Raw genomic sequence first — 23,820 nt, forward strand, 5'->3', positions numbered from 1 at the left:
CCAACTTCACCTTTTCCCAGATACTCAAATCACCCAGCCACCGCGCGCAGCAACCGTTTACGAGCTGGGGGAATTGCTCCGATTTCAAGGCCGGTGAACACATGCAGGGTGTTCATGTGCCTGTCTACCACCGCATGATCGCTGACCCACCCCCCCATCATCAGATAGGTGCGCAACAAGGGAGGCATCCGAAGCATCGCCTGTTTTACATCAGGGCGTCGGCGCAAGCGCGCCGCAAAGCGAAACACATCCGGCGCCTTGACTCGCGGCAACCATCGCCTTGGTGCCAGATGTCGGTGTTTGAGCATCGCAAAAGCGTCAAGATATTCGGCAGTTTCTGTTCCAGCGAATGACGAACAACCAAACAGCATTTCGATCCCGTTCTGATCGACATACGCCGTCATTGCGCCCCACGCGACACGCAAGATATCCGGATCATTGTAGTCCGGGTGGATACAGAACCGACCCATCTCGACCATCGGTCCGGTAAAATCGCGTAGCGCCGACAGGTCATAGAACTGTGCCGAGTAGCTGAGTCCGATTTCAAAGCCGCCCTGCATTGTCAGCATACGGAAACAGCACACCAACGCCCCACCGGCCTGCAGATCTTCGACCAAAACATGGGCGCAGCGTTCGTCAAAAGCATCACAATCCTGACCATCAGTAGCAAAGGTCAGCATCCTCAGCGTCTGCGCCGCCGCCACGTCTTGCTCGGTTTGCGCCAAGCGGGCGCGATATCGGCCCTTGTCCAACAAAACCGCCATGGTCGCATCCTCCTGCGGTTGCTGACCGGTCACATCTGTCTGGTCCTTACTACAGAATGTGTGACTGTCCTGTGACCACTGCAAGAGAATTGGTCGCTTTAGTTGTTTGCGCCAGGAATATTTGCCGGGTTGAAGTTGCCGATGTTACCCAGAAGCTGACGCAGGAAGCCTTTGTCTTCCACGTTGGAATCGGTCACGCGACGATCCAGCACGATGACATAGCCGTCTTCCAGGCCGAACCGCTCGATATTGCGAACGACGCCGCGCTGATCAAAGCTGATCGCGACCAGTTCACGTGAAACGACCTCGGGTCGTTTGGGCCCATAATGACGGACGCGCGAGGCGACATAGTAATAGCCCGAATCCCGCACCACGCCCGCCGAGCTGGGCGCGCCGATGGTTTCTTCAACACTATCGCGGGTATCGACGCCGACCTTGATTTTGGCCAGATCCTCTGGCGGAGGCACGTAGCCGTGATTCTTGAAGATTGGTGAACATGCGCCCGCGACCGCCAGACAGGCCGCAAAGACAAGCGTTTTCGACGCTGGTTTCAACCTGTTCAAACCCTTCAACATGCACATCCTCTTGCCATGGCCCCTTGCGGACCCTATCCGATTACAGAAACCAAGGCTCCGGTTCAACACAGGAAAACCTCACGAATGAGCAACCAGACATCTTTACGCGTCGCAGACCTGCCGCAAAACGCTCCAACCCCGTTTGAGTTGCGCCCGACCGGCGACGCGCTGGAGGCCATAAAACAAGAGCTCGGACTGCTTGGCCTGCGCAAGCTCAGCTTTGTCGGCGAATTGCGCGCGCAGGGCAAACGGGATTGGATGCTTTCTGGCAAGCTGGGCGCAACGGTGATCCAACCTTGTGTCGTGACGCTGGAACCTGTGACCACACGCATCGACACCCCGGTGAGTCGCGTTTTTGTGGCCGATTGGAGCGATCCGGAAGAGCCCGAGTTCGAAATCCCCGAGGATGACGAGACCGAACCGCTTGGCCCCGAGATCGATCCTGCGCTGATCATGGTTGAAGCGCTGTCGCTGGCCCTGCCCCAATATCCACGGAAGGATGGAGTTGAGCTGGGCCAGATAGACTATACCGAACCGGGCAAACAGGCCCTCACAGATGAGGATGTAAAACCCTTCGCTGGTTTGGCGGGGCTGCGGGATGCGATGAAAAAAGACGAGTGACAGGCGAGGGATTTCCTGTCATAGCAGGCCGTCAGAAAAACCGCTTGAACATGACGAGAATCGCAGTATTTTCGCGCGCTCATTGGAATTTGGGTTGGACATTGCGGGGCAAGCCCCTTAAACGCGCGTCAAACCACGAGAAAACAAAGTACGTAACCCGGCTGACAGCGAATCTGTCAGCCCATATCAGACAAAGGTTGAGACCATGGCCGTCCAACAGAACAAAGTTTCCAAGTCGCGTCGCAACAACCGCCGCGCACACGACGCTCTGGTTGCTGCAAACCCGAACGAATGCCCGAACTGCGGCGAGCTGAAGCGCCCGCACCACGTTTGCGCATCTTGCGGCCACTATGACGATCGTGAAGTCGTCGCTCAGGCCGACGAAATCGACCTGGACGAAGACGCGGCCTAAGCCTGATTGGACGCAGGCCAAGGCATGACGGATCAGCCCACGCAGACCGGACGGATCATCATCTCGGTTGACGCTATGGGCGGAGATTCGGGCCCTGCCGTCGTTGTGGCGGGCATTGCAAAATCTGCGGACAAGAACCCGAAGATCGGGTTCATCCTGCACGGTCAGGAACAGGAACTACGCAAGCTGGTTGCCAAACGGCGTGTCCTTGATGGGCGCGTCGTTTTTCGTGATTGCCCGGACGTGGTCACGATGGAAGACAAACCAAGCCAGGTTGTCCGCAGCGGCAAGAGCACGTCGATGTGGTCCGCTCTGGAAGCGGTGCGTGCAGGTGAAGCGCACGGCGCGGTGTCCTGCGGCAACACGGGAGCGCTGATGGCCATGTCCATGTTGCGGCTGCGCAAGCTGCCCGGCGTGAACCGCCCTGCCATCGCGATCCTGTGGCCCTCGCGCAATCCGCATGGGTTCAACGTGATGCTGGACGTCGGCGCAGATGTGCGCGCTGATGCCAAGGACCTGTTGCAATACGCGCTGATGGGGGCTTCATACGCGCGCAACGGTATGGCGCTCAGCCGCCCTCGGATCGGGTTGCTGAATGTCGGCACCGAAGAACACAAGGGCCGCGCCGAACTGAAAGAAGCCCACGCGATGATCTCGGACTTTGCCGATCAGGCGAATTTCGAATTCGTGGGCTTTGTCGAAGGCAGCGATATCCCCGGCGACAAAGCTGACGTGATCGTGACCGACGGCTTCACTGGAAATGTCGCCATTAAAACCGGCGAAGGCACCGCGAACCTTATCGGTGATTTGCTTCGTGAAGCGTTCAAATACTCGCCCCTATCCCGGCTGGCCTCGATCCTGGCAATCACCTCGTTGAATCGTCTGAAAAAGCGGATAGACCCGCGCCGCGTCAATGGCGGCGTGTTCTTGGGACTCAACGGAACCGTGGTGAAATCCCACGGCGGAGCGGACGCAACCGGCGTTTCCGCAGCGGTTAAGCTGGCCTTCACTCTGGCTGAATCCGGTTTCGCCGAAAAATTGGCGGCACGGGTTGCATCAACAGCCGCACTTGCACAAGATGCGGCCCATTCCGTGACTCAATCGGAATAATAACAAAAAAGGCAGTACCCCAGCATGGCAGGCCGCTCAGTTGTTGTAGGTGTCGGGCATTATTTGCCAGAGCGCGTTGTACCGAACTCTGAGTTCGAGAAAACGCTGGATACGACGGACGAATGGATTCGCACCCGGTCCGGGATCGAGCGGCGACACTTCGCGGCCGAGGAAGAAACCACTTCCGATCTGGCCACCAAAGCGGCCGAAGCCGCACTGGCTGATGCCGGACTGACGGCGGATGATATCGACGCGATTGTACTGGCAACCTCCACAGCTGATCTGACCTTTCCTTCGGCGGCAACCATGGTACAGGCCCGGTTGGGCATGACCAAAGGTTTTGCCTTCGATGTACAGGCGGTCTGCGCAGGGTTTGTCTTTGCGCTCAGCAACGCCAACGCCCTGATCCTGTCCGGTCAGGCCAAGCGCGTACTGGTGATCGGCGCCGAGACCTTTTCACGAATCATGGACTGGACCGACCGGTCGACCTGCGTGCTGTTTGGCGATGGCGCGGGCGCACTGGTTCTGGAAGAGCAAGAGGGTCAGGGCACTTCGGATGATCGCGGTATTCTTGCGACCGACTTGAATTCGGACGGACGCTACAAAGACCTTCTCTATGTTGATGGCGGGGTTTCGACCCAATCCACCGGCCACTTGCGGATGCAGGGCAATCAGGTCTTCCGTCATGCGGTCGAGAAACTGGCCCGAACTGCCGAAGTCGCGCTGGAACGAGCCGGTTTGTCCAGCGATGATGTCGACTGGATCGTGCCGCATCAGGCCAATATCCGCATTATTCAGGGCACCGCCAAGAAGATGGGCCTGCCGATGGATAACGTCGTCGTCACCGTTCAGGACCATGGCAACACATCGGCAGCCTCCATCCCTCTGGCCCTGTCGGTGGGCAAGCAAAACGGCCAGATCAAAACCGGCGATCTGATCGTTACAGAGGCGATTGGTGGCGGTCTGGCCTGGGGGGCGGTCGCACTGCGTTGGTAACCGGCACAATCCGGCTTACAGAGCCTCCTGCAATTCATTGATATTGACAGCGAATTTTGCATAGCCATATGCTCAGACATCAACAGGGGAAAAAGCATGGGCGACAAAACACTGACCCGAATGGATCTGAGCGAGGCCGTCTTTCGTGAGGTTGGCTTGTCACGCAATGAAAGCGCACAGCTGGTCGAAAGCGTTCTGAACCACATGTCTGACGCGCTGGTGCGTGGCGAACAGGTTAAGATTTCGTCATTCGGCACCTTCAGCGTTCGGGACAAAACCGCCCGTATCGGTCGCAACCCTAAAACCGGTGAAGAGGTTCCGATCCAGCCCCGTCGTGTACTGACATTCCGTCCGTCGCACCTGATGAAGGATCGCGTCGCCGCAGGGAACCGCAAGTAAGTTCAGGACATCCAGGTTATGAGTAAGTCCCCCGATGCCTTTCGCACCATAAGTGAAGTTGCGGACTGGCTCGGAGTTCAGGCTCATGTGCTGCGTTTCTGGGAAAGCCGGTTTACCCAAGTCAAACCCGTCAAACGCGCCGGTGGGCGGCGATATTATCGCCCCAATGATATGCGTCTGCTGGGCGGTATCAAGAAACTGCTGCACGAGGACGGGATTACCATCAAAGGTGTTCAGCGTATCCTTCGGGAACAGGGCGTTGCGCATGTTGCATCGCTTTCGCCCAATTTGGATGAAAACGCGCCCGCACCCAGCATCGACGATACTGTGGTTCCGTTCGCTTCAGCGCCGGAACCATCCGCAAACCAGATCGACATGGATTTGGGCGAAACCGCCCATTCCCCTGCCCCAGAGGCTCCGAAACCCGTCGCAACCCCCGAACCCAAACCAATACCGGCTGAGCTGGATGCAGCGCCGCTGATGGGTGGTATTGCCTCGCTGGCATGGAATCGTGACGAGTATGACGATGAGCTGTTGCACCAGATTGCACCCATCGCCAAGGACCTGCGCAGGTGGCTGGATCGCGTCGAACACCACACGGCGGGATAGCAAAAAAGGCGATGATTTCCTCTTGCCCCCGCCGGGAAAGTCTTTATGAACACCTCAACGTCGGGCTATGGCGCAGCCTGGTAGCGCGTCCGTCTGGGGGACGGAAGGTCGCAGGTTCGAGTCCTGCTAGCCCGACCAAATCACACCGACGTTTATGGCACATAGGCCAGATCCCGCTCTGGCAGCAGAGGGGATCGAGATGACAGGTGTTTGCCCAAATCAACAGCTTGAGGCGATGATTGCACGCGGTGAGATCGCCGCAAGCCCAGACATCATCCCTGCACAGGTGCAGCCGGCAAGCCTTGATCTACGTTTGGGAACAGTGGCTTACCGGGTGCGCGCGTCGTTTCTGGCAGGCGAAGGACGGTCTGTCGCAGACCGGCTGGCCGAGTTTGAGATGCACCGCATCGACATCACTGAAGGCGCTGTTCTGGAAAAGGGCTGTGTCTATCTGGTGCCGCTGATGGAATCACTCGCCCTGCCCGATGACGTCAGTGCGGTGGCCAATGCCAAAAGCTCGACCGGGCGGCTCGACTTGCTCACGCGCACGATCACCGATGGCGGAACCGAGTTTGATCGGGTTCCCGCAGGCTACACAGGTCCGCTTTATGCCGAGATCTGCCCGCGATCGTTCTCGGTTCTGGTGCGCCCCGGAATGCGTCTGAATCAGATCCGTTTCCGCAAAGGTCAGGCGGTACTCAGCGACGCCGAGCTGACCGCGTTGCATGGTCAAACGCCGTTGGTTGATGGGCCAGCCGTCATTCAGGACGGGTTGGGGTTTTCGGTCGATCTGCAACTGCCCGATACCGATCTGGTCGGCTATCGTGCCAAGCCCCATACCGGGGTGATCGATCTGGATCGGATCGGCGAATACGACCCGCAGGAATACTGGGAAGAGGTGCATACCAAGGATGGTCGCATCATCCTCGACCCCGGCGCGTTCTACATTCTCGTCAGCCGCGAAGCGGTGCATATCCCGCCAATGTATGCTGCTGAAATGGCCCCTTATCTGGCTATGGTCGGCGAGTTCCGGGTACATTACGCCGGATTCTTTGACCCGGGCTTTGGACATGCCGAAGCAGGCGGCGCTGGATCACGCGGGGTGCTGGAAGTGCGCTGCCACGAAGCGCCATTTGTGTTGGAACACGGACAAGTCGTCGGGCGCCTGGTTTATGAGAAGATGGCAGAAATGCCGACACAGCTATATGGTGCTGGGATTGCCTCGAACTATCAGGGTCAAGGCCTGAAACTGTCCAAGCATTTCAAAGCTGTGGGCTGAGTTTCAGAACTTCATGAACCGACGCATCTGACGCGACACCTGCCGCATCTGCTTTGCGCTTTGATTTTGGCGCTTGGTCGCATCGCGCATCTGGCGATCCGCCTCGGGGCCATTCTCAACATCAGACTGACCCGGTTTGCGGCCCACCTTGCTGGCCATATCAATACCCTTGTCCACACCGTGGTTCACCAGGCGACGCATCACCCGGCGCACGATCATATCGATGATCCGATTGGCATTCATTGGCTCAACTCCGTTTCCTGCACCCTATGATAGGCGGGATCTGCGGCAATAAAAGGGCTGTCCGATCACTCTTCTTCGAACAGTTCGGTTTGATCTTCGTCCTCGTCATCACCCTGCCCTTCGCCCAGCGGCACAGCACCAGGGGGTGGGCGATTCTCCAACAATCCGGCTGCGCGCAACTCCTTCAGGCCCGGCAGGTCACGGGCGTTTTCCAGCCCGAAATGATCCAGAAACTCAGGCGTTACGACGAATGTCACCGGACGGCCTGGTGTCATGCGACGGCGGCCCAGTCGGATCCACTCCATCTCAAGCAGTTGGTCAATGGTGCCGCGCGAAACGGACACGCCCCGGATTTCCTCGATCTCCGCACGCGTGCAGGGCTGGTGATAAGCCACGATCGCCAGCGTTTCGATGGCCGCCCGGCTAAGCTTGCGGGTCTCAACCGTTTCCTTCTGCATCAGGAAGCCAAGATCGGGGGCTGTGCGGATCGCCCAAGCCTCACCAACGCGCACCACACGCACCCCGCGCCCTTCGTATCGTTTCTGAAGCGATTCAACAGCTTGCGCGGCATTGCTTCCATGGGGCATCCGCGCTTCAAGATCACCAATCGTCACTGGCTCGGCGCTGGCAAACAGCACGGCCTCGACCATACGTTCCTGTTCCGCCAAGGGCGGCGCTTCGAACAGTGTGCCTGTCTCTTCGTTGGCGTCAGTCACGTGTCTCAGTCCTCTTACGCAGATGGATCGGCGCAAAGGTCTCGCTTTGCTTGATCTCCATATGTCCTTCTTTCACCAGCTCAAGCGAGGCTGCGAAGGTTGCAGCCGTGGCCGAGCGTCGCCGCACCGGATCAGCATCCCAGCCTTCGGGCAGGTAGGTCTCCATATCCGTCCACGCACCGGCAAAGCCTATCAGGGGTCGCATCCGCTCAAGCGCTTGTTCCATGGTGAAAACGGCGTCGCGGTCCATGACGAAGGGGCGGAACTCGTCGCGCGTGCGGATACGCGCATAGCCCTGCATCAGGTCCAGCAATGTGGCGGAATAGGTCACGGTGCGGATTCGCGTAACATCCTCACCCTGCCCGCGTTTGAAAAAATCGCGGCCCAATTGATCACGCGCCATCAGGCGCGCAGCGGCATCGCGCATGGCCTGCAGACGCTCCAATTGGAATGCGAGGTGCGCGGCGAGTTCCTCGCCCGAGGGGCCTTCATCATCCGGGTCCGGGGGCAGCAGCAAGCGGGATTTGAGGAAAGCTAGCCAAGCGGCCATCACCAGATAGTCGGCGGCCAGTTCGATCCTCAACTGACGCGCTTTTTCGACAAATGTCAGATACTGTTGAGCCAGCGCAAGAACCGAGATTTTGCGCAAGTCCACTTTTTGCGTACGCGAAAGTGTCAAAAGCACATCGAGCGGACCCTCAAACCCGTCGACGTCCACAATCAAAGCCTCGGCGGCCAGCCGATCGGCAACCGAGACCGGGTCTTCGCTGAAAAGGTTATCCTGCATATACCTGCCCGCCCATTAGGGCAGATAGTTCCGCCTCGGCGGCTTGGATGTCAAGTTCCTGTGGCGGTTGTCTCCGGGCCAGCGCCCGATCTGCGCGGGCTTGTGCCGCATCCGACATCTCACAAGCGGCTTCGAGCACCTGCGCGCGTTCTTCAAAGGCCCCGTTGCAGTGCAAGGCCGCATCGCATCCGGCGTCCAGTGCCTGTCGGGCCAAGTCGGCGGGCGCGCCGTTCAGGGCTTTCATCGTGATATCGTCGGTCATAATCAGACCGTCGAAACCGATGCGCTCCCTAATCATCGTCATCATTCCAGCAGAAATCGTTGCGGGCCTTGGATCGATCTGGTCATAAACCAAATGCGCCGTCATCCCCATCGGCAAGTCGTTCAGCGCGCGGAATGGTGCAAAATCTGCCGCTTCCAGTGCACTTAGAGAAAGATCCACATGCGGCAACTCGTGATGACTGTCGAGCGTCGACAGACCGTGGCCGGGCATGTGCTTTACTACCGGCAACACTCCGCCATCAAAGTGTCCGTTGGCAACGGCTCGACCAATCGCGGAAACCTTTTCGGGATCAGACCCATAGCAGCGGTTCTTCAGGAACGCATGAGTACCCTCGCGGGCCAGATCGACCATCGGCGCACAATTGCTGTCGATGCCCAATCCCAGCAGTTCATGCGCGATCAGACGATAGCGCAGATACATCGCGCGCTCGGCCTGATCTCCGGCATGCGCGACATGATCCAAAGGGGGCAACCATTCACGGGCTAAAGGTGCGCGCAGACGTTGTACGCGGCCACCTTCCTGATCGACTGTGATTAGGCAATTTCGGCCAACCGCCTCGCGGAAGTCCTCGCACAAGGCGCGGGTCTGGTCAGCGGATTCGATGTTGCGGGCAAACAGAATGAACCCGAACGGGTTCATCTCTTTGAACAAAGCTTTTTCATCCGGCGTCAGGCGCAGCCCTTCGGCATCGGTGATAACCGCGCCAAATCTCACCGGACGGCGACCGGGATACAGTCTGCACCCTGCGCGACTAGGGCCGCGCAAAACTGGCGCGAGTCGCTCAGATCATCAAACCCCATGACACGCAGGCGATAGAAGGTTCGCCCTCCGCTTGAGGTCTTCTGAATAACACGCTGTTTTCCATCCATATATTCTCCAAATCGGCCATTCAAACGTGCCCATTCGGCCTGCGCCACATCGGCGCTTTCGTATGCCCCAAGCTGAGCCAATCGCGTGCCTTTGGTCAATGTATCGGGATCAACATCCAGACCAACAGCAGCCTTTACTGCAGCATTGATCGCAGCTTCCGTAGCGCTGTTGGACGAAATAGAACTTGGCGTAGCGCGGGCTGGACGCACATGCGGACGCAGCGACCGGCGCACACCAGGCAGTGCAGCAATCTTAGGGTCGGGCTGTTGCGCGGCGTAATCAGCCGGATCAATCGCGGGCTCGTCTTCGGGCGTGACCAGGGAAGCCAATTGCACGCCCTGCTCAGGCGTCTGTTCAGGCAGAGGTTCGGCGGCGAGCCCTTCGGCCAGAGCGTTCACGATCGCCTGATCAGTGGCGGGTTCCTCAATCACTTGCACTGCATTTGTGGCCTCAAGCGCGGTCATGGGCGTGTCTTCATCAGTCAGAGACACGGGGCGCGGTGCGAGGATCAGACGATCTGCCGGCGGTGCAGCAGTCCCGACAGCGGCAACTGCATTCACCGCTAGGCCCTGATTATCAGCAGGCGTCCCGCCGGGATTTTCGGGCTGCACGCGCATGGGTCCTTCGGCGGCGCGCACGACCGGTACCCCGCTGACGTCGCGCATGATCAGTTGGTAGCCCCAAACGCCGACTCCGGCGACCAGCGCCAAAGACGCAACCGCCCCAAGCACGTTGACAATACGGCCCAGCCCAGCGCCTGCGCGCGGGGCGTCATCATAGCTATAGCTTTCATCAGGATAATCATACGCATCTTCAGGATGCGATTGATTCGAGTAATGCATCTGCTCGGGGCTATGCTGCCCCGAGTAATCGTAACGTGCCATTTCCGCCTCACCGCCCGATTGCGCCGTACAAAGTGGCGCGCGGGTCATTTCTTGTCTGCCTCAGACCGGCGGTTCGGGCGATATTTGTTATCGCATCTCCTGCGCCGGGGTAACGCCAAGAATACCCAAGCCCGCTGAAATCACAACAGAAACAGCCCGGGCCAGTGCGATTTTCGATTGGCTTGTGGCAACATCGCCATCCTGAATGAAGCGCAACTGGGTTTCGTCATTGCCCTTGTTCCACAGCGCGTGAAAATCTCCTGCTAATTCATAGAGATAGAAGGCAACCCGGTGCGGTTCATTTGTGCGAGCGGCGATTTCAACCAGACGTGGCCATTCTGCCAGCTTCTTGGCAACGGTCAGCTCAGAGGCGTGGTCGATCTTTCCCAGATCTGCCCCAGATAGCGTAGCATCATCGGCAGAAATCCCGGCCTCAGCGGCGCGGCGCAGCACACTCATGACGCGGGCATGGGCGTATTGGACGTAGAACACCGGGTTTTCGCGGCTTTGTTCCAACACCTTGTCGAAATCGAAATCCAGCGGTGCGTCGTTCTTGCGGGTCAGCATCACGAAACGGGTTACATCAGGCCCGACCTGATCGACTACATCGCGCAACGTGACAAAGTTCCCTGCCCGCTTGGACATCTTGAATGGCTCGCCATTCTTCCACAGCTTCACCAATTGGGTAAGCTTGATATCCAGCGGCACCTTACCATCGGAAAGGGCCGAAACGGCCGCCTTCATCCGTTTGACATAGCCGCCATGGTCCGCACCGAACACATCGATTAGCGCGTCAAACCCACGGCTCACCTTGTCATAATGATAAGCGATATCCGGGGCGAAATAGGTCCAGCTGCCGTCCGATTTCTTGACCGGGCGGTCGACGTCATCCCCGTGTTCGGTCGACTTGAACAAGGTCTGCTCGCGCGGTTCCCAATCCTCGGGTTTCTTACCCTTGGGCGGCTCAAGAACGCCTTCGTAGATCAGGCCCTTGTCGGTTAGCGACTGAAGCGCAGCCTCGATCCGCCCTGTGCCGTAGAGCGACTTCTCTGAGAAGAACACATCCATCTCAACACCCAGCGCCTTCAGGTCGGCGCGGATCAGGTCCATCATAGCGTCGGTTGAGAATTCGCGCAGCTCTTCCAGCCATACGCTTTCTGGCTTGTCGATCAGGCTGTCGCCGTATTTCTCTTTCAGCGCCTGACCGATCGGGATCAGGTAATCGCCGGGATAGAGACCTTCGGCGATCTCGGGACTGAGCCCGTTGGCCTCGCGATACCGTTCATATGCCGACCGCGCCAGCACATCCACCTGCGCGCCGCCATCGTTGATGTAGTATTCGCGGGTCACCTCATGGCCCGAATAGGCCAGCAAGCTTGCCAGCGCATCACCGAACACAGCCCCCCGCGTGTGGCCCACATGCAGCGGGCCGGTCGGGTTGGCCGAGACATATTCCACGTTCACCTTCTGACCATGTCCCATGGTCGAACGGCCATAATCGGTGCCCTTTTCCAGCACCGCAGCCAACACTCCCTGCCAAACCGAAGACGCAAGCCGCAGGTTTAGAAAGCCCGGGCCCGCCACCTCGGCGCTGGTGATCCGGCCGTCTGCAGACAGCTTGCCCGCAAGCACATCCGCAATGTCCCGCGGCTTCATCTTCGCCGGTTTCGCCAGTACCATCGCCGCATTGGTCGCCATATCGCCATGCGCCGCATCGCGCGGAGGCTCAACCGCCACGTTGTCAAAGCTCAGCCCCTCAGGCAGCGCGCCTTCGGACTGCATCTGCGCCAGCGCGTCCAGTACCAGGCCGCGGATCTCGGAAAACAGGTTCATTTCGGATGTCCTTTTGCTTGCCGCGGGGTTTACCACGCAAAGCGCCAAGGTCAATGGACGCCTAAATTTTGCGCTTGGATTAACCGCTATCAGGGCTAAGGTCGGGGAAAACCGTGACCGGAGCCCCTGAATGCGCCTTACCTTGCCCTTTGCCCTGTTGCTGACCACCGCCCTGCCCACATGGGCCGAGATGCCCTCACCTCAAGGCCACGTACTGCTGACGCTCGGTGGCGCCATCACCGAAACCAATCTGCCCGCGCGCGCCGAGAACGACGGTGGGCTGTTGGGTTTTCTCGAAGTCACACATGACGGTGCAGCAGGCTTTGACGCTGCCATGCTGGACGGGTTGGATCAGGTCGAGATCACCATCCCCTACGGCCCGCCAGAGAACCAGCGCGACTATACCTTCGCTGGCCCGTTGTTGTCTGACGTAATGACGATGGCAGGTGCCAGGGGCAAATCCGCCCTGCCCATGGCTATGGATGGCTATCAGGCTGAAATCCCATGGGAAAGCATCGAGACACATCAACCCATCGTGGCCACCCACGCGGATGGCGTGCCGATGGGCATTGGTAGTTACGGCCCCACGATGATCGTTTTCCCGCCCACGAATGATGCTGAACTGGCTCAAACACAAGCCAGCCAACAGGTCTGGGCCATCGCCTATATTGCGATCGAGTGATCTCCGGTCAGCCGGGCATGGTCTTGCAGCGCAAACCTGTCGGTCATACCCGCGATATAATCCGAGACGATGCGGGCCAGCGCGGTCTCATCCTTTGCCGTCTCGATATCGACATGCCAGTGCCTGGGCATCTGTTTCGGGTCGGACAGGTAAATCGGAAACAGTTCCTCAACCACCTTGCTGACACTGGCGCGCACTTCCATCACGCTCGGTGCGCGATACATGCGCGAAAACAGGAAGGCGCGGATCTGTTTGAGCTTCGCCCAAAGATCATCCGAGAATTGAATGACCGGATAACCCAGATGGCGGATATCCTCGACCGACTGCGCCCCCGAGGCCGCTATCAACGCGCGTGAGGTGTCGATAACATCCGAAACCATGACGCCAAATACCCGTCTGAGCGCCTCGTGCCGACGGCGATAAGGGTCAAGACCCGGAAATTTGGCATCCACTTCGGCGAAACAGGCATCAATTATGGGAAGCTGCTGAATGTCTTCATCTCTGAACAATCCCGCCCGTAATCCGTCAAACAGATCGTGGTTGTTGTAGGCAATGTCGTCCGACAACGCCGCGACCTGCGCCTCAGCGCTCGCATGAGTATGGAGTTCGAGGTCAAAGCCCTGGTTGCATTCGGCCAATGCCCAAGGCAATGCACCAGTGACCGGCCCGTTGTGCTTGGCTATCCCTTCCAGACATTCCCAGGTCAGGTTGCACCCATCGAACTCGGCGTAGTGACGCTCGAGTTTGGTCACGATCCGAATGGCCTGTGCGTTGTGGTCAAAGCCACCATATGGCTCCATCAACGCATGCAGAGCATCCTCGCCCGTGTGGCCAAACGGCGTATGCCCGAGGTCGTGCGCCAACGCGACCGCTTCGGTCAATTCGCCGTTCAAGCCTAAGGCCCCGGCAATCGTTCGAGCCACCTGAGCCACTTCTATGGAATGCGTCAGGCGGGTTCGATAACTGTCGCCCTCATGCTCAACAAACACCTGAGTTTTGTGTTTGAGGCGCCTAAACGCGCTGGCATGAATAATCCTGTCACGGTCGCGCTGAAAGCATGACCGAAAACTGCTTTCCTCCTCAGGTACAAGCCGCCCCCTCGCGCGGCCTGGGTCCGAGGCAAAACCCGCTCTGTCCAAAGGTCTTGTCCTTGTCGCCTGTCGTCAGGTTCCATATATTGTACGATGCTAAGGAAATAAACCTTTGGAGACCGGCATGAATCTGCCCCCAACAGTCACAGAACGCGCCTTTGAACGCCTGGCCGAAATCGGTGCCGCAGATCAGGGCCAGGCCCTGCGTGTCGCTGTGGAGGGTGGCGGATGTTCCGGTTTTCAATACGAGATCGCCCTGGATGTGCCGAAAGAGGACGATTTGGTGCTAGAGGGCAAAGGCCAAAAGGTCATCGTCGACTCGATCTCTCTGCCGTTTCTGGAGAACGCGGTAATTGATTTCACACAGGAACTCATCGGCGCGCGCTTCGTGATTGAGAACCCCAACGCCACGTCTTCCTGCGGCTGCGGCACATCGTTCTCGATGTAGCGTCAGTGGGGGCTTTGCCCCCACACCCCCAAGGTATTTTTAGCCAGATGAAGAGAGATCCACTCTCTGAAAGTCAAAGTCAGAGAGCTTCACCTGGCGCGGTCATCGGCGCCTCCGCCTGTACCGCATACTCAGTTTTGACGAATATGGTTAAGAATCCGTTTCTTCATCTGGCCCAAAATACCTCGGAGCGCGAGGCAGAGCCTCGCTTACTTATTCGGCAACTTGCCGTTGCGTGTATTCTGCGCGATAGGTTGCCAATGGCACCGGAGGATCACGCATGAAAATCGCCACATTCAACATCAACGGTATCAAGGCAAGGGCCGAGGCGTTACCTCGCTGGTTGGATGAGGCGCAGCCCGATGTCGTGTTGCTGCAGGAAATCAAATCTATTGATGAGAATTTCCCCCGCGAGATTTTCGAGGAGCGCGGATATAACGTTGAAACCCACGGGCAAAAGAGCTTCAACGGCGTTGCAATCCTTTCGAAATTGCCGCTTGAGGATGTCTCCCGTGGGTTGCCCGGTGATGAAAGTGATGAGCAGGCGCGCTGGATCGAAGCTACTGTCACAGGAAAGAGAGCACTGCGCATCTGCGGATTGTATCTGCCAAATGGCAATCCGGTGCCGGGGCCGAAATATGACTACAAGCTTGAGTGGATGGAGCGCCTCTATGATCGTGCCCGCGATTTGATGGCATCAGAGGAACCCGCGTTGATGGCCGGGGATTACAATATCATCCCGCAGGCCGAAGATGCCAAGCGCCCCGACGCCTGGCGCGAGGATGCGCTATTTCGACCCGAAAGTCGCGCTGCATTCCGTAAGGTATTGAATCTGGGCTTCACCGAAGCCTTTCGCGCACGAACGCAAGGCCCCGGTCATTACTCATTCTGGGATTATCAAGCCGGCGCGTGGAACAGAAACGACGGGATTCGCATCGATCACTTTCTTCTGACGCCGCAAGCTGCAGATTTGATGCGTGATTGCAGGATCGATGCCGAAGTGAGGGGGCACGAAAAACCTTCGGACCATGTGCCGGTCTGGGTTGATCTCGACCTGTGAACGCTTACGCGGTCGCGTCGTAGCTATAGATCCACTCGTAGCGCCGTGCCAAGCGTGGACCAACCGCCATTAAGGCGGCCTGCGCGGCCAGCCTCATTGGCCCACGAAGGTGGAAATTACGCGCATTTGCGCCTGCAGCGCCAACCACTTGCCTGGCACGCGGTCGTCGAGTGGCTTCATAGGTAGCCAATGCGCGGGCGACGCCTGAGTTGTCCTGGAACGCGCGTGTCAGGACCCAGGCATCTTCCAGTGCCAGGCAAGCTCCTTGGGCCATAAAAGGCAACGTCGGGTGCGCCGCATCCCCAAGTAAGGCCAATCGCCCATTCTGCCAGATTTGCGCCACGGGGCGCAGAAACAGCGCCCAAAGGTGAACCTCGTCAATCTTTGACAATATGTCACCAACCGGTCCGCCAAAATCGGCGAACCGGGTTCGCAGGTCGTCGGGATCACCCTGACGTCGCCAGCCTTCCTCTTGCCAGTCGGAACGCTCTTCTATGGCCACGATGTTCACGAGGCGTTGATCGCGCAGCGGGTAGGTTACCACGTGCCGGCCTGGCCCCATCGTCAAGGACGCGCATGGCAGTTCTTCTGGCTGGGTCCAGGGGATCGTTGCTCGCCAGGCAACCTGATGGGTGAACACCGGGACCTCGGGGCCATTCAAGATCGGGCGGATAGCGCTGCGCCCACCGTCTGCGGCGATCGCGCATTCCGCACGCAGCCTTTCGCCGCTTTCCAGAACGATCTCGGCTTCGCTTGGGTGTTTATGAACCGTCGCGACAGGTGCATCCAGCCGAATATCCACCCCAGAGCGCAAGGCGGCTTTGTGTAACAGGTCCAGCAGATCTGCCCGGTGATAATAGTAAGTCGACCCAGCGGCAGGGACCGGGACCCGACTGATCACGCGCCCATTACGGTAATCGCGCAGAACGGTCCCACCCGAGATTTGTCCAGCTTCCGGGACCTTACCAGCAACGCCTAGCGCACGCAGTACCGCCATCCCGTTCGCACTGATTTGCAATCCAGCACCAACTTCGGTCAGTTCTGGGGCCTGCTCCAGAACCGTCACCTGAGCACCCTGACTTCGCAGTGCGAGTGCCGCCGCCATGCCCCCAATGCCGCCGCCAATGACGCAGAAATTCAGACCATTGATATTCATGGACCTGCCATAACGCAAAAACGCCGAGGCGACAGGCCCCGGCGCAGTTGTTTTGTTGCAATTTCCCAGCGATCAATCGTCGCGGTGGACCTTTTCGCGGCGCTCGTGACGCTCTTGCGCCTCAAGCGTCATAGTCGCGATAGGACGCGCATCCAGGCGCTTGAGCGAGATCGGATCACCGGTCTTCTCGCAATATCCATACTCCCCTTCTTCGATCCGACGCAGGGCCGAGTCGATTTTGGCCACCAGCTTACGCTGACGATCCCGGGTGCGCAGTTCCAGCGCACGGTCGGTCTCTTCGCTTGCGCGGTCAGCGACATCGGGTATGTTTCGGGTGTTGTCCTGCAGACCTTCGATCGTATCACGGCTGCCTGCGAGTAGTTCTGTCTTCCAATCCATCAGCTTGCGGCGAAAATACTCAAGCTGGCGGTCATTCATGAAAGGCTCATCTTCGGCCGGACGATAATCTTCCGGCAGAAAAACTTCCTGCTTCATATTTGCTCCCTCGGTATGGCCTGAAACGTCGGTTGCGATTGTATTACCTGACATTCGGCACCCCCTTCTGCGGAGCGTGTAACCGACGGGGCAGAGATTGTCACTACACAAACGTATGCCTCGCCGCCGCGTCACTCCGACTGCTCTAATATTGAGACTTGTAACAACAAAACCTTGTTTTTCTGTGGTTCTCGCAAGGCGTTTTTCAGGCAGCTTCAACCCCTGCGATACCCCGCCCCGAACGAATCGCCCAAAACAGATTGGACTTACAGCCCATCCCATCCTCTCGCGACGCTGCGGCCCGGCTTGTAAATAACCTTGCCTCTCTGTAACCCGAGCAGAGCAAACCCAGCCCGCATTCCGCGGAAACCACATGAGGGGTCCCATGACCGCACGTTTTCAAGGCACCGCAGAATATGTTGCCACCGACGATCTGAACATTGCCGTGAACGCTGCCGTCACGCTGGAACGCCCCTTGTTGGTCAAGGGCGAGCCCGGAACTGGCAAGACCGAGCTGGCGAAACAGGTCGCAGGCGCGCTGGGGCTGACGATGATTGAGTGGAACGTGAAATCCACCACCCGAGCGCAACAGGGGTTGTATGAATACGATGCGGTCAGCCGTTTGCGCGATAGCCAGCTTGGCGAAGAGCGCGTGCATGATGTCTCGAACTATATTCGCAAGGGCAAGCTGTGGCAGGCATTCGATGCGGATGAAAAGGTCGTGCTACTGATCGACGAGATCGACAAGGCTGATATCGAATTCCCCAACGATCTATTGCAAGAACTCGATAAGATGGAGTTCCACGTCTACGAGACTGGCGAGACGATCCGTGCCAAGAACCGCCCTATCGTCATAATCACGTCGAACAACGAAAAGGAACTACCTGACGCATTCCTGCGCCGCTGCTTCTTTCACTACATCCGCTTTCCAGACGAAGCCACGATGCGCCGTATCGTCGAAGTCCATCACCCCGGCATCAAAGATGCGCTGCTGACCACCGCGCTGACCCAGTTCTACGAAATCCGCGAAACGCAAGGTTTGAAGAAAAAGCCCTCGACCTCGGAAGTGCTGGACTGGCTGAAACTGCTCTTGGCTGAGGACTTGAGCGCTGAGGACCTTAAACGCGACGGTGTGAATGCACTGCCCAAGCTACATGGTGCGCTTCTAAAAAATGAGCAGGACGTACACCTGTTTGAACGGCTGGCCTTTATGGCGCGTAGCAAGCGGTGATCACAGCTTGTCATCGGTACGGTCGGGTGTCAGCATTACATCAACGAAAGACCCCGCGCCAATCGGGCCTCCAGAGCAGGAAATAATAAAATGTCTAACGCCCTCACAATTCGCCCCTTGCGACCAGAAGACCGGGATCAATGGGCCGAAATGTGGCGTGACTACCTGGCATTTTATGAAACCGAAGTGCCGGATTCGACTTTCCAAAGCACCTTTGCACGGCTCTTAGGTGATGATCCGAATGACTTTTCCTGTTTTGTCGCGGATTTGGATGGGCAATTGCTTGGACTGACCCACTACCTGTTTCATCGCCACGCCTGGAAGGAAGAAAGTGTCTGCTATCTGCAGGATCTCTATGCCCGCCCAGAAGCGCGAGGCACCGGAGTTGGACGCGCCCTGATTGAGGCCGTCTATGAAGAAGCGGACAGGCAGAAAGCCCCCTCAGTCTATTGGCTGACGCAGGAAAACAACCATACCGCACGCAAACTCTATGACCGCATCGGCAAGTTGTCGCCGTTCCTGAAGTATCAGCGACCATGAGGCTTTTGGGCGCAACCCTCCTTCTGGCGGCGCTGTCTGCCTGCACCACGGTCGACCGGATCGAGACGCCGACTCGTACCCAGGTGATTGAAGCTTCGCTGCCGCCGTCTAAATCCTTCGGCGCTGCTCGTCCAAGCCCGCCTGCCCGTTCAAACAAGAACATCGCCGCAGATTTCCTATCGCTGCATTTCGCACTTGAGAGCGGCGCAGAGTTGCCCGTTTTCACCCGGTTTGATGGACCCATCACGGTGCGTCTGACTGGGACACCGCCACCAACGATGCAGACCGACCTGAGCCGGCTACTGACCCGGTTGCAACGTGAGGCGAAGATCGACATCCGGCAGATTCCAGAGGGTCAGGCGAACATCACGATCGAGGCTGTAAGCCAGAAACAGATCCGCCGCATCCTGCCGCAGGCCGCCTGTTTCGTCGTGCCCAACTCTTCAAGTCTGGAAGAATACCGCCGTGACAGGCGCAAAAGCAAAAGCAACTGGACCGAACTGCGAAAACGTGAACGGATCGGGATATTCATCCCCTACGATGCCAGCCCACAGGAAATTCGGGACTGCCTGCATGAAGAATTGGCTCAGGCACTTGGACCTCTGAACGACCTCTATCGCCTAACCGATTCAGTATTCAACGACGACAATTTCCACACGGTTCTGACCGGATTCGACATGTTGATCCTGCGCGCAGCCTATGCGCCTGAGTTGCAAAATGGCATGACACGCGAACAGGCGGCGGCGGTTCTGCCCGGCGTACTCAGCCGGCTGAACCCCAGAGGGGATCGGGTTGCGCCACAACAGGTTACTGAGACGCCTCGGGCGTGGATTAACGCAGTTCAACGCGCTTTGGGGGCTGGCGCTGGTACGGCCAAACGCGTCAACGCTGCGAACGAGGCAGCGCGAATTGGTCAACAGCAAGGCTGGACCGACCACCGCCGCGCCTATCCGCATTATCTGCTGGGGCGCATGGGGCAATTCGACGACCCCGAGGCGGCGCAGCAGCAATATGAAATTGCCCTGAAATACCTGAACGCCACCCCGGGAACGGAAATTCAGCGCGCTCATATCACGGCACAAACCGCAGCATTTGCTTTGGCACAGGGTCAGGGCACCGAGGCCCTGCCCGAATTGAACAAAGCAATCAATGTCATGACCAAGGCCGAGAACGCCGCCCTTCTGGCCACCCTGCTGCTGCTCAAATCCGAGGCACTGCGGCAGTCCGGTCAACTAGATCAGGCACGTCGTGTTCGGCTGGACAGTATCGGATGGGCACGTTACGGCTTCGGCTCGGATTTGGTGGTGCGCTCGGTCACACAAGACATCGCGCAGTCAGCCGCCACAAGCACGGGTGGATAACGTCACATGATAGTGGTTCTGGGCATGGCTATTCTGGGCGCGATTCTGGGCGCGTTGACAGCACGCAAACGTAACGGAAGCGGTGCTGATATGGTTCAATACGCCGCAGGTTACGGCATTGCCTTTGCGTTGGTCGGGCTGGTGATTTCACTGGTCATTGTCCGCCTGGTATAGAACGATGTTCCTGCCCTTCTTCGAAAACCTCCGAAACGCTGGCATTCCCGTATCTCTGCGCGAGTACCTGACGTTTCTGGAAGGGATGAAAAAGGGCTTGGCGACATACGATGTCGAGGCGTTTTACTATCTCGCCCGCGTTTCGATGGTGAAAGACGAGCGCAACATCGACAAGTTCGACCGTGCCTTTGCCGCCAGTTTCGAAGGGTTGGGTGAAATCAGTTTCGATCAAGTACTCGAGGCGGTCGATATTCCTGCCGAGTGGCTTGCAAAGATGGCCGAAAAGCACCTGTCGGATGAAGAAAAAGCCGAGATCGAGGCGCTTGGTGGCTTTGATAAACTGATGGAGACGCTACGCGAGCGCCTCAAGGACCAACAGGGTCGCCATCAGGGCGGTAACAAGTGGATCGGCACCGCGGGCACCTCACCTTTCGGCGCCTATGGCTACAACCCCGAAGGCGTGCGCATCGGCCAGAAAGAAAGCCGCCATCAGCGTGCCGTAAAGGTCTGGGACAAGCGCGAATTCAAGAACTTAGATGACACTGTTGAACTTGGCACCCGGAACATCAAGGTTGCCTTGAAACGCCTGCGCCGCTGGGCGCGTGAAGGTGCAGCGGAAGAGCTTGATCTGGATGGAACGATCAGGGCTACGGCTGAACACGGATATCTGGATGTCAAAACCCGACCCGAACGTCACAACGCCGTCAAAGTGCTTTTGTTTCTGGACGTGGGCGGATCGATGGACCCGCATATCAAGGTTGTGGAAGAACTGTTCTCGGCGGCCCGGACCGAGTTCAAACATCTGGAATACTACTACTTCCACAATTGCCTCTATGAAGGCGTCTGGCGCGACAATCGCCGCCGCTGGGATCAGCAAACTCCGACGCACGAGGTCTTGCGTACATACGGGCCGGACTACAAATGCATCTTTGTCGGCGATGCCTCGATGAGTCCTTACGAGATCGCTTATCCCGGTGGTGCAAATGAGCATTGGAATCAGGAATCTGGCCAAGTCTGGCTGGGCCGTGCACGCGAACAGTGGACATCGAACCTGTGGATCAATCCAGTGCCAGAGAAGTATTGGGAATATACCCATTCGATCGGCATGATCCGTGAGATATTCGAAGATCGCATGGCACCCATGACGCTGGCGGGTTTGGAACAAGGTATGCGGGAACTGACGCGCTAGTCACCGTCGGAGTCCTGGTTGACTCAGAAACCGGAAACAATAGGCCTAGTTTTCAGAGATATTCGCGTCAAAAGCACCACCAAAGAAACAATCTCGGCAAAATTCCCTGCCTCTCTCGAATTCGTGATATACGACAAAGGGATTGAAGCTGGGGGGCTGAGATGACCATTTCAAAACTACGAAATATCCTGACATCTGTTTTGACCATTACAGCGTTCGCAATTGCATCGGGTGCGACCGCGACATTGGTACTTTCCCCTGACGCCGCTTATGCCAAGAATGATAATGGCAAGGGAAAGGGCCGCGGCGGCGGCAAAGGTAGTTCTGGAAAAAGCAACGACGGCAACAAAGGCAAGGGAAAGTCCGGAAAAGGCAACGACGGCAACAAAGGTGGCGAAAAGGGAAAATCCGGCAAGACTAAGGGTGCCAAAAGCGCGGGTAAAGATCCCGGCAAGGCCAAGTCCAAAACGCACCGCGTTAAAAAGGCTTTCGGGTTCAACAAGAAGCAAAAGGCAAAACACCACCGGTCAGCCAAAACCTCTGCTAAAGCTAAGGGACGGAACGGCAAGGTACAAAAGACCACACTGGCGGGCTTTGGAAGAGAGTTTAAACGCGATGTCGAGCAACTATTTGGCAAGCGTTCGCCGGTAAAAACCAAGTCAAGCGCGAACCGGGTAAAGAAATCGTACCGCAAGGCCTCGGTTGCTCCTGTTGAGTATTCCCCGCGACCTGTTGCTCGCACAGATTATAAATCCAAGCACTATGACAATAAGAAGCCCGGCAAGCGTCGCTATCGCGACCCGCTTGTTGCAGCAATCACCGATCCCGATGGCTCGGACAAGCTGCGTAACCTGAATGCGTCTAAGGCAGCGGCCCCGGCGTTCCGCAATGCTTCACCCAACAGCAATGTCGGCAAGATCGCGACCTATCAGGCGGCGGCGGAAACCTATTACGATCTACGCGGTGACCTCTATGAGGCGCGCCGTGAACTGCGTGATCTGAACGAAGACTACGATGGCCGCAGCAGCGAAGATATCGCCGATGATATCGCCGCGCTTGATCCTGCAGACCCGAACTATGATGACAAGCTGAGTGCGCTTGAGGATGAGCTGCGAGACGCTGAAACCTACGAGGAGGCGCGCGACGATCTGCGCGCGGATCTGAGGGATCTGAAATACGAAACCCGCGACGCGTTGCAAGATGCGGAGGCTGCCTTTTATGACGCTTCGAAAGGGCGTACATTGACCAAGGCGACGCTGGGCGAGTTCCACGGCAATCTCGATCTGCCACAGCCAAACTACCGGCACAAGGACTGGGCAACGGTCCAGCCGGTGCCTTACGATCCTGACGGCTACCGCTATTCGGATGATAAGAATTTCTATGATGAAACCGACTATCGACTGCGCTACGACAAGCCATATTCCGATCGCAATAAGAACCGCTACCGCTATTATCGCGATCCGCTTGTTGCAGCGATCACCGATCCCGATGGCTCGGACAAGCTGCGTAACCTGAATGCGTCTAAGGCAGCGGCCCCGGCGTTCCGCAATGCTTCACCCAACAGCAATGTCGGCAAAATCGCGACCTACCAGGCGGCGGCGGAAACCTATTACGACTTACGCGGTGACCTCTATGAGGCGCGCCGTGAACTGCGTGATCTGAACGAAGACTACGATGGCCGCAGCAGCGAAGACATCGCCGATGATATCGCCGCACTTGATCCTGCGGACCCGGACTATGATGACAAGCTGAGTGCGCTTGAGGATGAGCTGCGCGATGCTGAAACCTACGAGGAGGCGCGCGACGCTCTGCGCGCGGATGTGAGGGACCTGAGAGTTGATGCTCTGGTCGCAGAAAAGGAAGCTGAACGCGCATTTTTTGAGGCTTCGAAGGGCGAGGTCTTAACCAAGCAGTCCCTTGCCGAGTTTCATTCGAACCTGCACCTGCCCTCGCCAGGCAGGTAAGGCTGGATTGAGCCGCACAACTGATCGGACGTGAAGGGCGAGTTACCG

The 23,820-nt window shown here is 57.8% G+C and carries 27 protein-coding genes and 1 tRNA gene; 17 read left to right on the forward strand and 11 right to left on the reverse strand.

The features are described 5' to 3' along the window. Positions 1-29 precede the first annotated feature (29 nt). Positions 30-764, reverse strand: coding sequence for a GNAT family N-acyltransferase (locus tag ACR0KC_RS03870; protein WP_170406340.1), 735 nt, complete (start codon positions 762-764; stop codon positions 30-32). A gap of 98 nt (positions 765-862) precedes the next feature. Then, complete coding sequence (locus ACR0KC_RS03875; protein ID WP_170396685.1) at positions 863-1,339, reverse strand: outer membrane protein assembly factor BamE; 477 nt, start codon at positions 1,337-1,339, stop codon at positions 863-865. Between the two features lie 84 nt (positions 1,340-1,423). Between ACR0KC_RS03875 and ACR0KC_RS03880 the strand changes: the two genes are divergently transcribed. From ACR0KC_RS03880 to ACR0KC_RS03915, 8 genes are all read left to right on the forward strand, one after another. After that, entirely contained in the window at positions 1,424-1,960 is a 537-nt protein-coding gene (locus ACR0KC_RS03880) for a YceD family protein (protein ID WP_170567032.1), read from the forward strand. A gap of 205 nt (positions 1,961-2,165) precedes the next feature. After that, complete coding sequence (gene rpmF, locus ACR0KC_RS03885; protein ID WP_008756996.1) at positions 2,166-2,372, forward strand: 50S ribosomal protein L32; 207 nt, start codon at positions 2,166-2,168, stop codon at positions 2,370-2,372. A 24-nt stretch (positions 2,373-2,396) separates the two neighbouring features. After that, the gene (gene plsX, locus ACR0KC_RS03890) at positions 2,397-3,482 is read left to right on the forward strand and encodes a phosphate acyltransferase PlsX (RefSeq protein WP_480705045.1); all 1,086 of its coding nucleotides are present in this window, start codon (positions 2,397-2,399) and stop codon (positions 3,480-3,482) included. Positions 3,483-3,506: 24 nt separating this feature from the next. After that, a complete protein-coding gene (locus ACR0KC_RS03895) occupies positions 3,507-4,478 on the forward strand; it encodes a beta-ketoacyl-ACP synthase III (protein ID WP_480705047.1) in 972 nt (323 codons plus the stop codon). A gap of 96 nt (positions 4,479-4,574) precedes the next feature. Next, the gene (gene ihfA / locus ACR0KC_RS03900; protein ID WP_008755922.1) at positions 4,575-4,877 is read left to right on the forward strand and encodes an integration host factor subunit alpha; all 303 of its coding nucleotides are present in this window, start codon (positions 4,575-4,577) and stop codon (positions 4,875-4,877) included. Between the two features lie 18 nt (positions 4,878-4,895). Further along, positions 4,896-5,486, forward strand: a complete 591-nt coding sequence (locus ACR0KC_RS03905) for a MerR family transcriptional regulator (RefSeq protein WP_480705049.1) — start codon at positions 4,896-4,898, stop codon at positions 5,484-5,486. A 61-nt stretch (positions 5,487-5,547) separates the two neighbouring features. Continuing rightward, positions 5,548-5,624, forward strand: a tRNA-Pro gene (locus tag ACR0KC_RS03910). Positions 5,625-5,685: 61 nt separating this feature from the next. Beyond that, positions 5,686-6,765, forward strand: coding sequence for a 2'-deoxycytidine 5'-triphosphate deaminase (locus ACR0KC_RS03915; protein WP_170509858.1), 1,080 nt, complete (start codon positions 5,686-5,688; stop codon positions 6,763-6,765). A 3-nt stretch (positions 6,766-6,768) separates the two neighbouring features. Here ACR0KC_RS03915 and ACR0KC_RS03920 read toward each other — a convergent pair whose 3' ends face one another. The 6 genes from ACR0KC_RS03920 to argS all read right to left on the reverse strand — a co-directional run bounded on the left by ACR0KC_RS03920 (position 6,769) and on the right by argS (position 12,381). Then, positions 6,769-7,008: a hypothetical protein gene (locus tag ACR0KC_RS03920; protein ID WP_170396673.1), complete on the reverse strand. Its 240-nt coding sequence runs from the start codon at positions 7,006-7,008 to the stop codon at positions 6,769-6,771. Positions 7,009-7,073: 65 nt separating this feature from the next. Then, positions 7,074-7,724, reverse strand: coding sequence for an SMC-Scp complex subunit ScpB (gene scpB, locus ACR0KC_RS03925; protein WP_170396671.1), 651 nt, complete (start codon positions 7,722-7,724; stop codon positions 7,074-7,076). Next, positions 7,717-8,511 carry a segregation and condensation protein A gene (locus ACR0KC_RS03930; RefSeq protein ID WP_170509855.1) on the reverse strand — a complete coding sequence of 265 codons (795 nt, stop codon included), beginning with the start codon at positions 8,509-8,511 and terminating at the stop codon, positions 7,717-7,719. The genes scpB and ACR0KC_RS03930 overlap by 8 nt, the downstream gene beginning before the upstream one ends. Beyond that, positions 8,501-9,508, reverse strand: coding sequence for a beta-N-acetylhexosaminidase (gene nagZ / locus ACR0KC_RS03935; protein WP_480771505.1), 1,008 nt, complete (start codon positions 9,506-9,508; stop codon positions 8,501-8,503). The genes ACR0KC_RS03930 and nagZ overlap by 11 nt, the downstream gene beginning before the upstream one ends. Beyond that, the gene (locus ACR0KC_RS03940) at positions 9,505-10,596 is read right to left on the reverse strand and encodes an SPOR domain-containing protein (protein WP_480771506.1); all 1,092 of its coding nucleotides are present in this window, start codon (positions 10,594-10,596) and stop codon (positions 9,505-9,507) included. The genes nagZ and ACR0KC_RS03940 overlap by 4 nt, the downstream gene beginning before the upstream one ends. Before the next feature lie 39 nt (positions 10,597-10,635). Continuing rightward, on the reverse strand, positions 10,636-12,381 hold the full coding sequence (gene argS, locus ACR0KC_RS03945; RefSeq protein ID WP_480771507.1) for an arginine--tRNA ligase: 1,746 nt from the start codon (positions 12,379-12,381) through the stop codon (positions 10,636-10,638). Between the two features lie 130 nt (positions 12,382-12,511). Here argS and ACR0KC_RS03950 point away from each other — a divergent pair, with 130 nt between their 5' ends. Beyond that, on the forward strand, positions 12,512-13,063 hold the full coding sequence (locus ACR0KC_RS03950) for a putative pterin-binding protein (RefSeq protein ID WP_480771508.1): 552 nt from the start codon (positions 12,512-12,514) through the stop codon (positions 13,061-13,063). Here ACR0KC_RS03950 and ACR0KC_RS03955 read toward each other — a convergent pair. Next, positions 13,045-14,202, reverse strand: a complete 1,158-nt coding sequence (locus ACR0KC_RS03955; RefSeq protein WP_170611070.1) for a deoxyguanosinetriphosphate triphosphohydrolase — start codon at positions 14,200-14,202, stop codon at positions 13,045-13,047. The two genes, ACR0KC_RS03950 and ACR0KC_RS03955, sit on opposite strands and share 19 nt — an antisense overlap. A gap of 76 nt (positions 14,203-14,278) precedes the next feature. Between ACR0KC_RS03955 and ACR0KC_RS03960 the strand changes: the two genes are divergently transcribed. Beyond that, positions 14,279-14,602 (forward strand): HesB/IscA family protein, encoded by a 324-nt coding sequence (locus ACR0KC_RS03960; protein WP_170396659.1) that lies wholly within the window; start codon positions 14,279-14,281, stop codon positions 14,600-14,602. A gap of 280 nt (positions 14,603-14,882) precedes the next feature. Further along, positions 14,883-15,662, forward strand: a complete 780-nt coding sequence (xth, locus tag ACR0KC_RS03965; RefSeq protein ID WP_480705059.1) for an exodeoxyribonuclease III — start codon at positions 14,883-14,885, stop codon at positions 15,660-15,662. A gap of 4 nt (positions 15,663-15,666) precedes the next feature. Here xth and ACR0KC_RS03970 read toward each other — a convergent pair whose 3' ends face one another. Together ACR0KC_RS03970 and dksA are read right to left on the reverse strand one after the other, a co-directional pair. After that, the gene (locus tag ACR0KC_RS03970) at positions 15,667-16,818 is read right to left on the reverse strand and encodes an FAD-dependent monooxygenase (RefSeq protein WP_480705061.1); all 1,152 of its coding nucleotides are present in this window, start codon (positions 16,816-16,818) and stop codon (positions 15,667-15,669) included. 72 nt (positions 16,819-16,890) lie between these two features. Then, positions 16,891-17,313 carry an RNA polymerase-binding protein DksA gene (dksA, locus tag ACR0KC_RS03975; protein WP_074736317.1) on the reverse strand — a complete coding sequence of 141 codons (423 nt, stop codon included), beginning with the start codon at positions 17,311-17,313 and terminating at the stop codon, positions 16,891-16,893. Between the two features lie 385 nt (positions 17,314-17,698). On the opposite strand from dksA, the gene ACR0KC_RS03980 reads away from it, so the two are divergent. The 6 genes from ACR0KC_RS03980 (at position 17,699) to ACR0KC_RS04005 (ending at position 23,772) form a co-directional block, all read left to right on the forward strand. Further along, positions 17,699-18,544 carry an AAA family ATPase gene (locus ACR0KC_RS03980; RefSeq protein WP_170396653.1) on the forward strand — a complete coding sequence of 282 codons (846 nt, stop codon included), beginning with the start codon at positions 17,699-17,701 and terminating at the stop codon, positions 18,542-18,544. A gap of 90 nt (positions 18,545-18,634) precedes the next feature. Further along, a complete protein-coding gene (locus ACR0KC_RS03985; protein WP_170422139.1) occupies positions 18,635-19,084 on the forward strand; it encodes a GNAT family N-acetyltransferase in 450 nt (149 codons plus the stop codon). Further along, on the forward strand, positions 19,081-20,445 hold the full coding sequence (locus ACR0KC_RS03990) for a DUF2927 domain-containing protein (protein ID WP_480705063.1): 1,365 nt from the start codon (positions 19,081-19,083) through the stop codon (positions 20,443-20,445). The genes ACR0KC_RS03985 and ACR0KC_RS03990 overlap by 4 nt, the downstream gene beginning before the upstream one ends. A gap of 6 nt (positions 20,446-20,451) precedes the next feature. Next, complete coding sequence (locus ACR0KC_RS03995; protein ID WP_480705065.1) at positions 20,452-20,619, forward strand: hypothetical protein; 168 nt, start codon at positions 20,452-20,454, stop codon at positions 20,617-20,619. A 4-nt stretch (positions 20,620-20,623) separates the two neighbouring features. Beyond that, on the forward strand, positions 20,624-21,808 hold the full coding sequence (locus tag ACR0KC_RS04000; protein WP_480705067.1) for a vWA domain-containing protein: 1,185 nt from the start codon (positions 20,624-20,626) through the stop codon (positions 21,806-21,808). Positions 21,809-21,969: 161 nt separating this feature from the next. Continuing rightward, entirely contained in the window at positions 21,970-23,772 is a 1,803-nt protein-coding gene (locus ACR0KC_RS04005; protein ID WP_480771509.1) for a hypothetical protein, read from the forward strand. Positions 23,773-23,820 lie beyond the last annotated feature (48 nt).

It is taken from the genome of Ruegeria sp. CF3 (assembly GCF_056537365.1).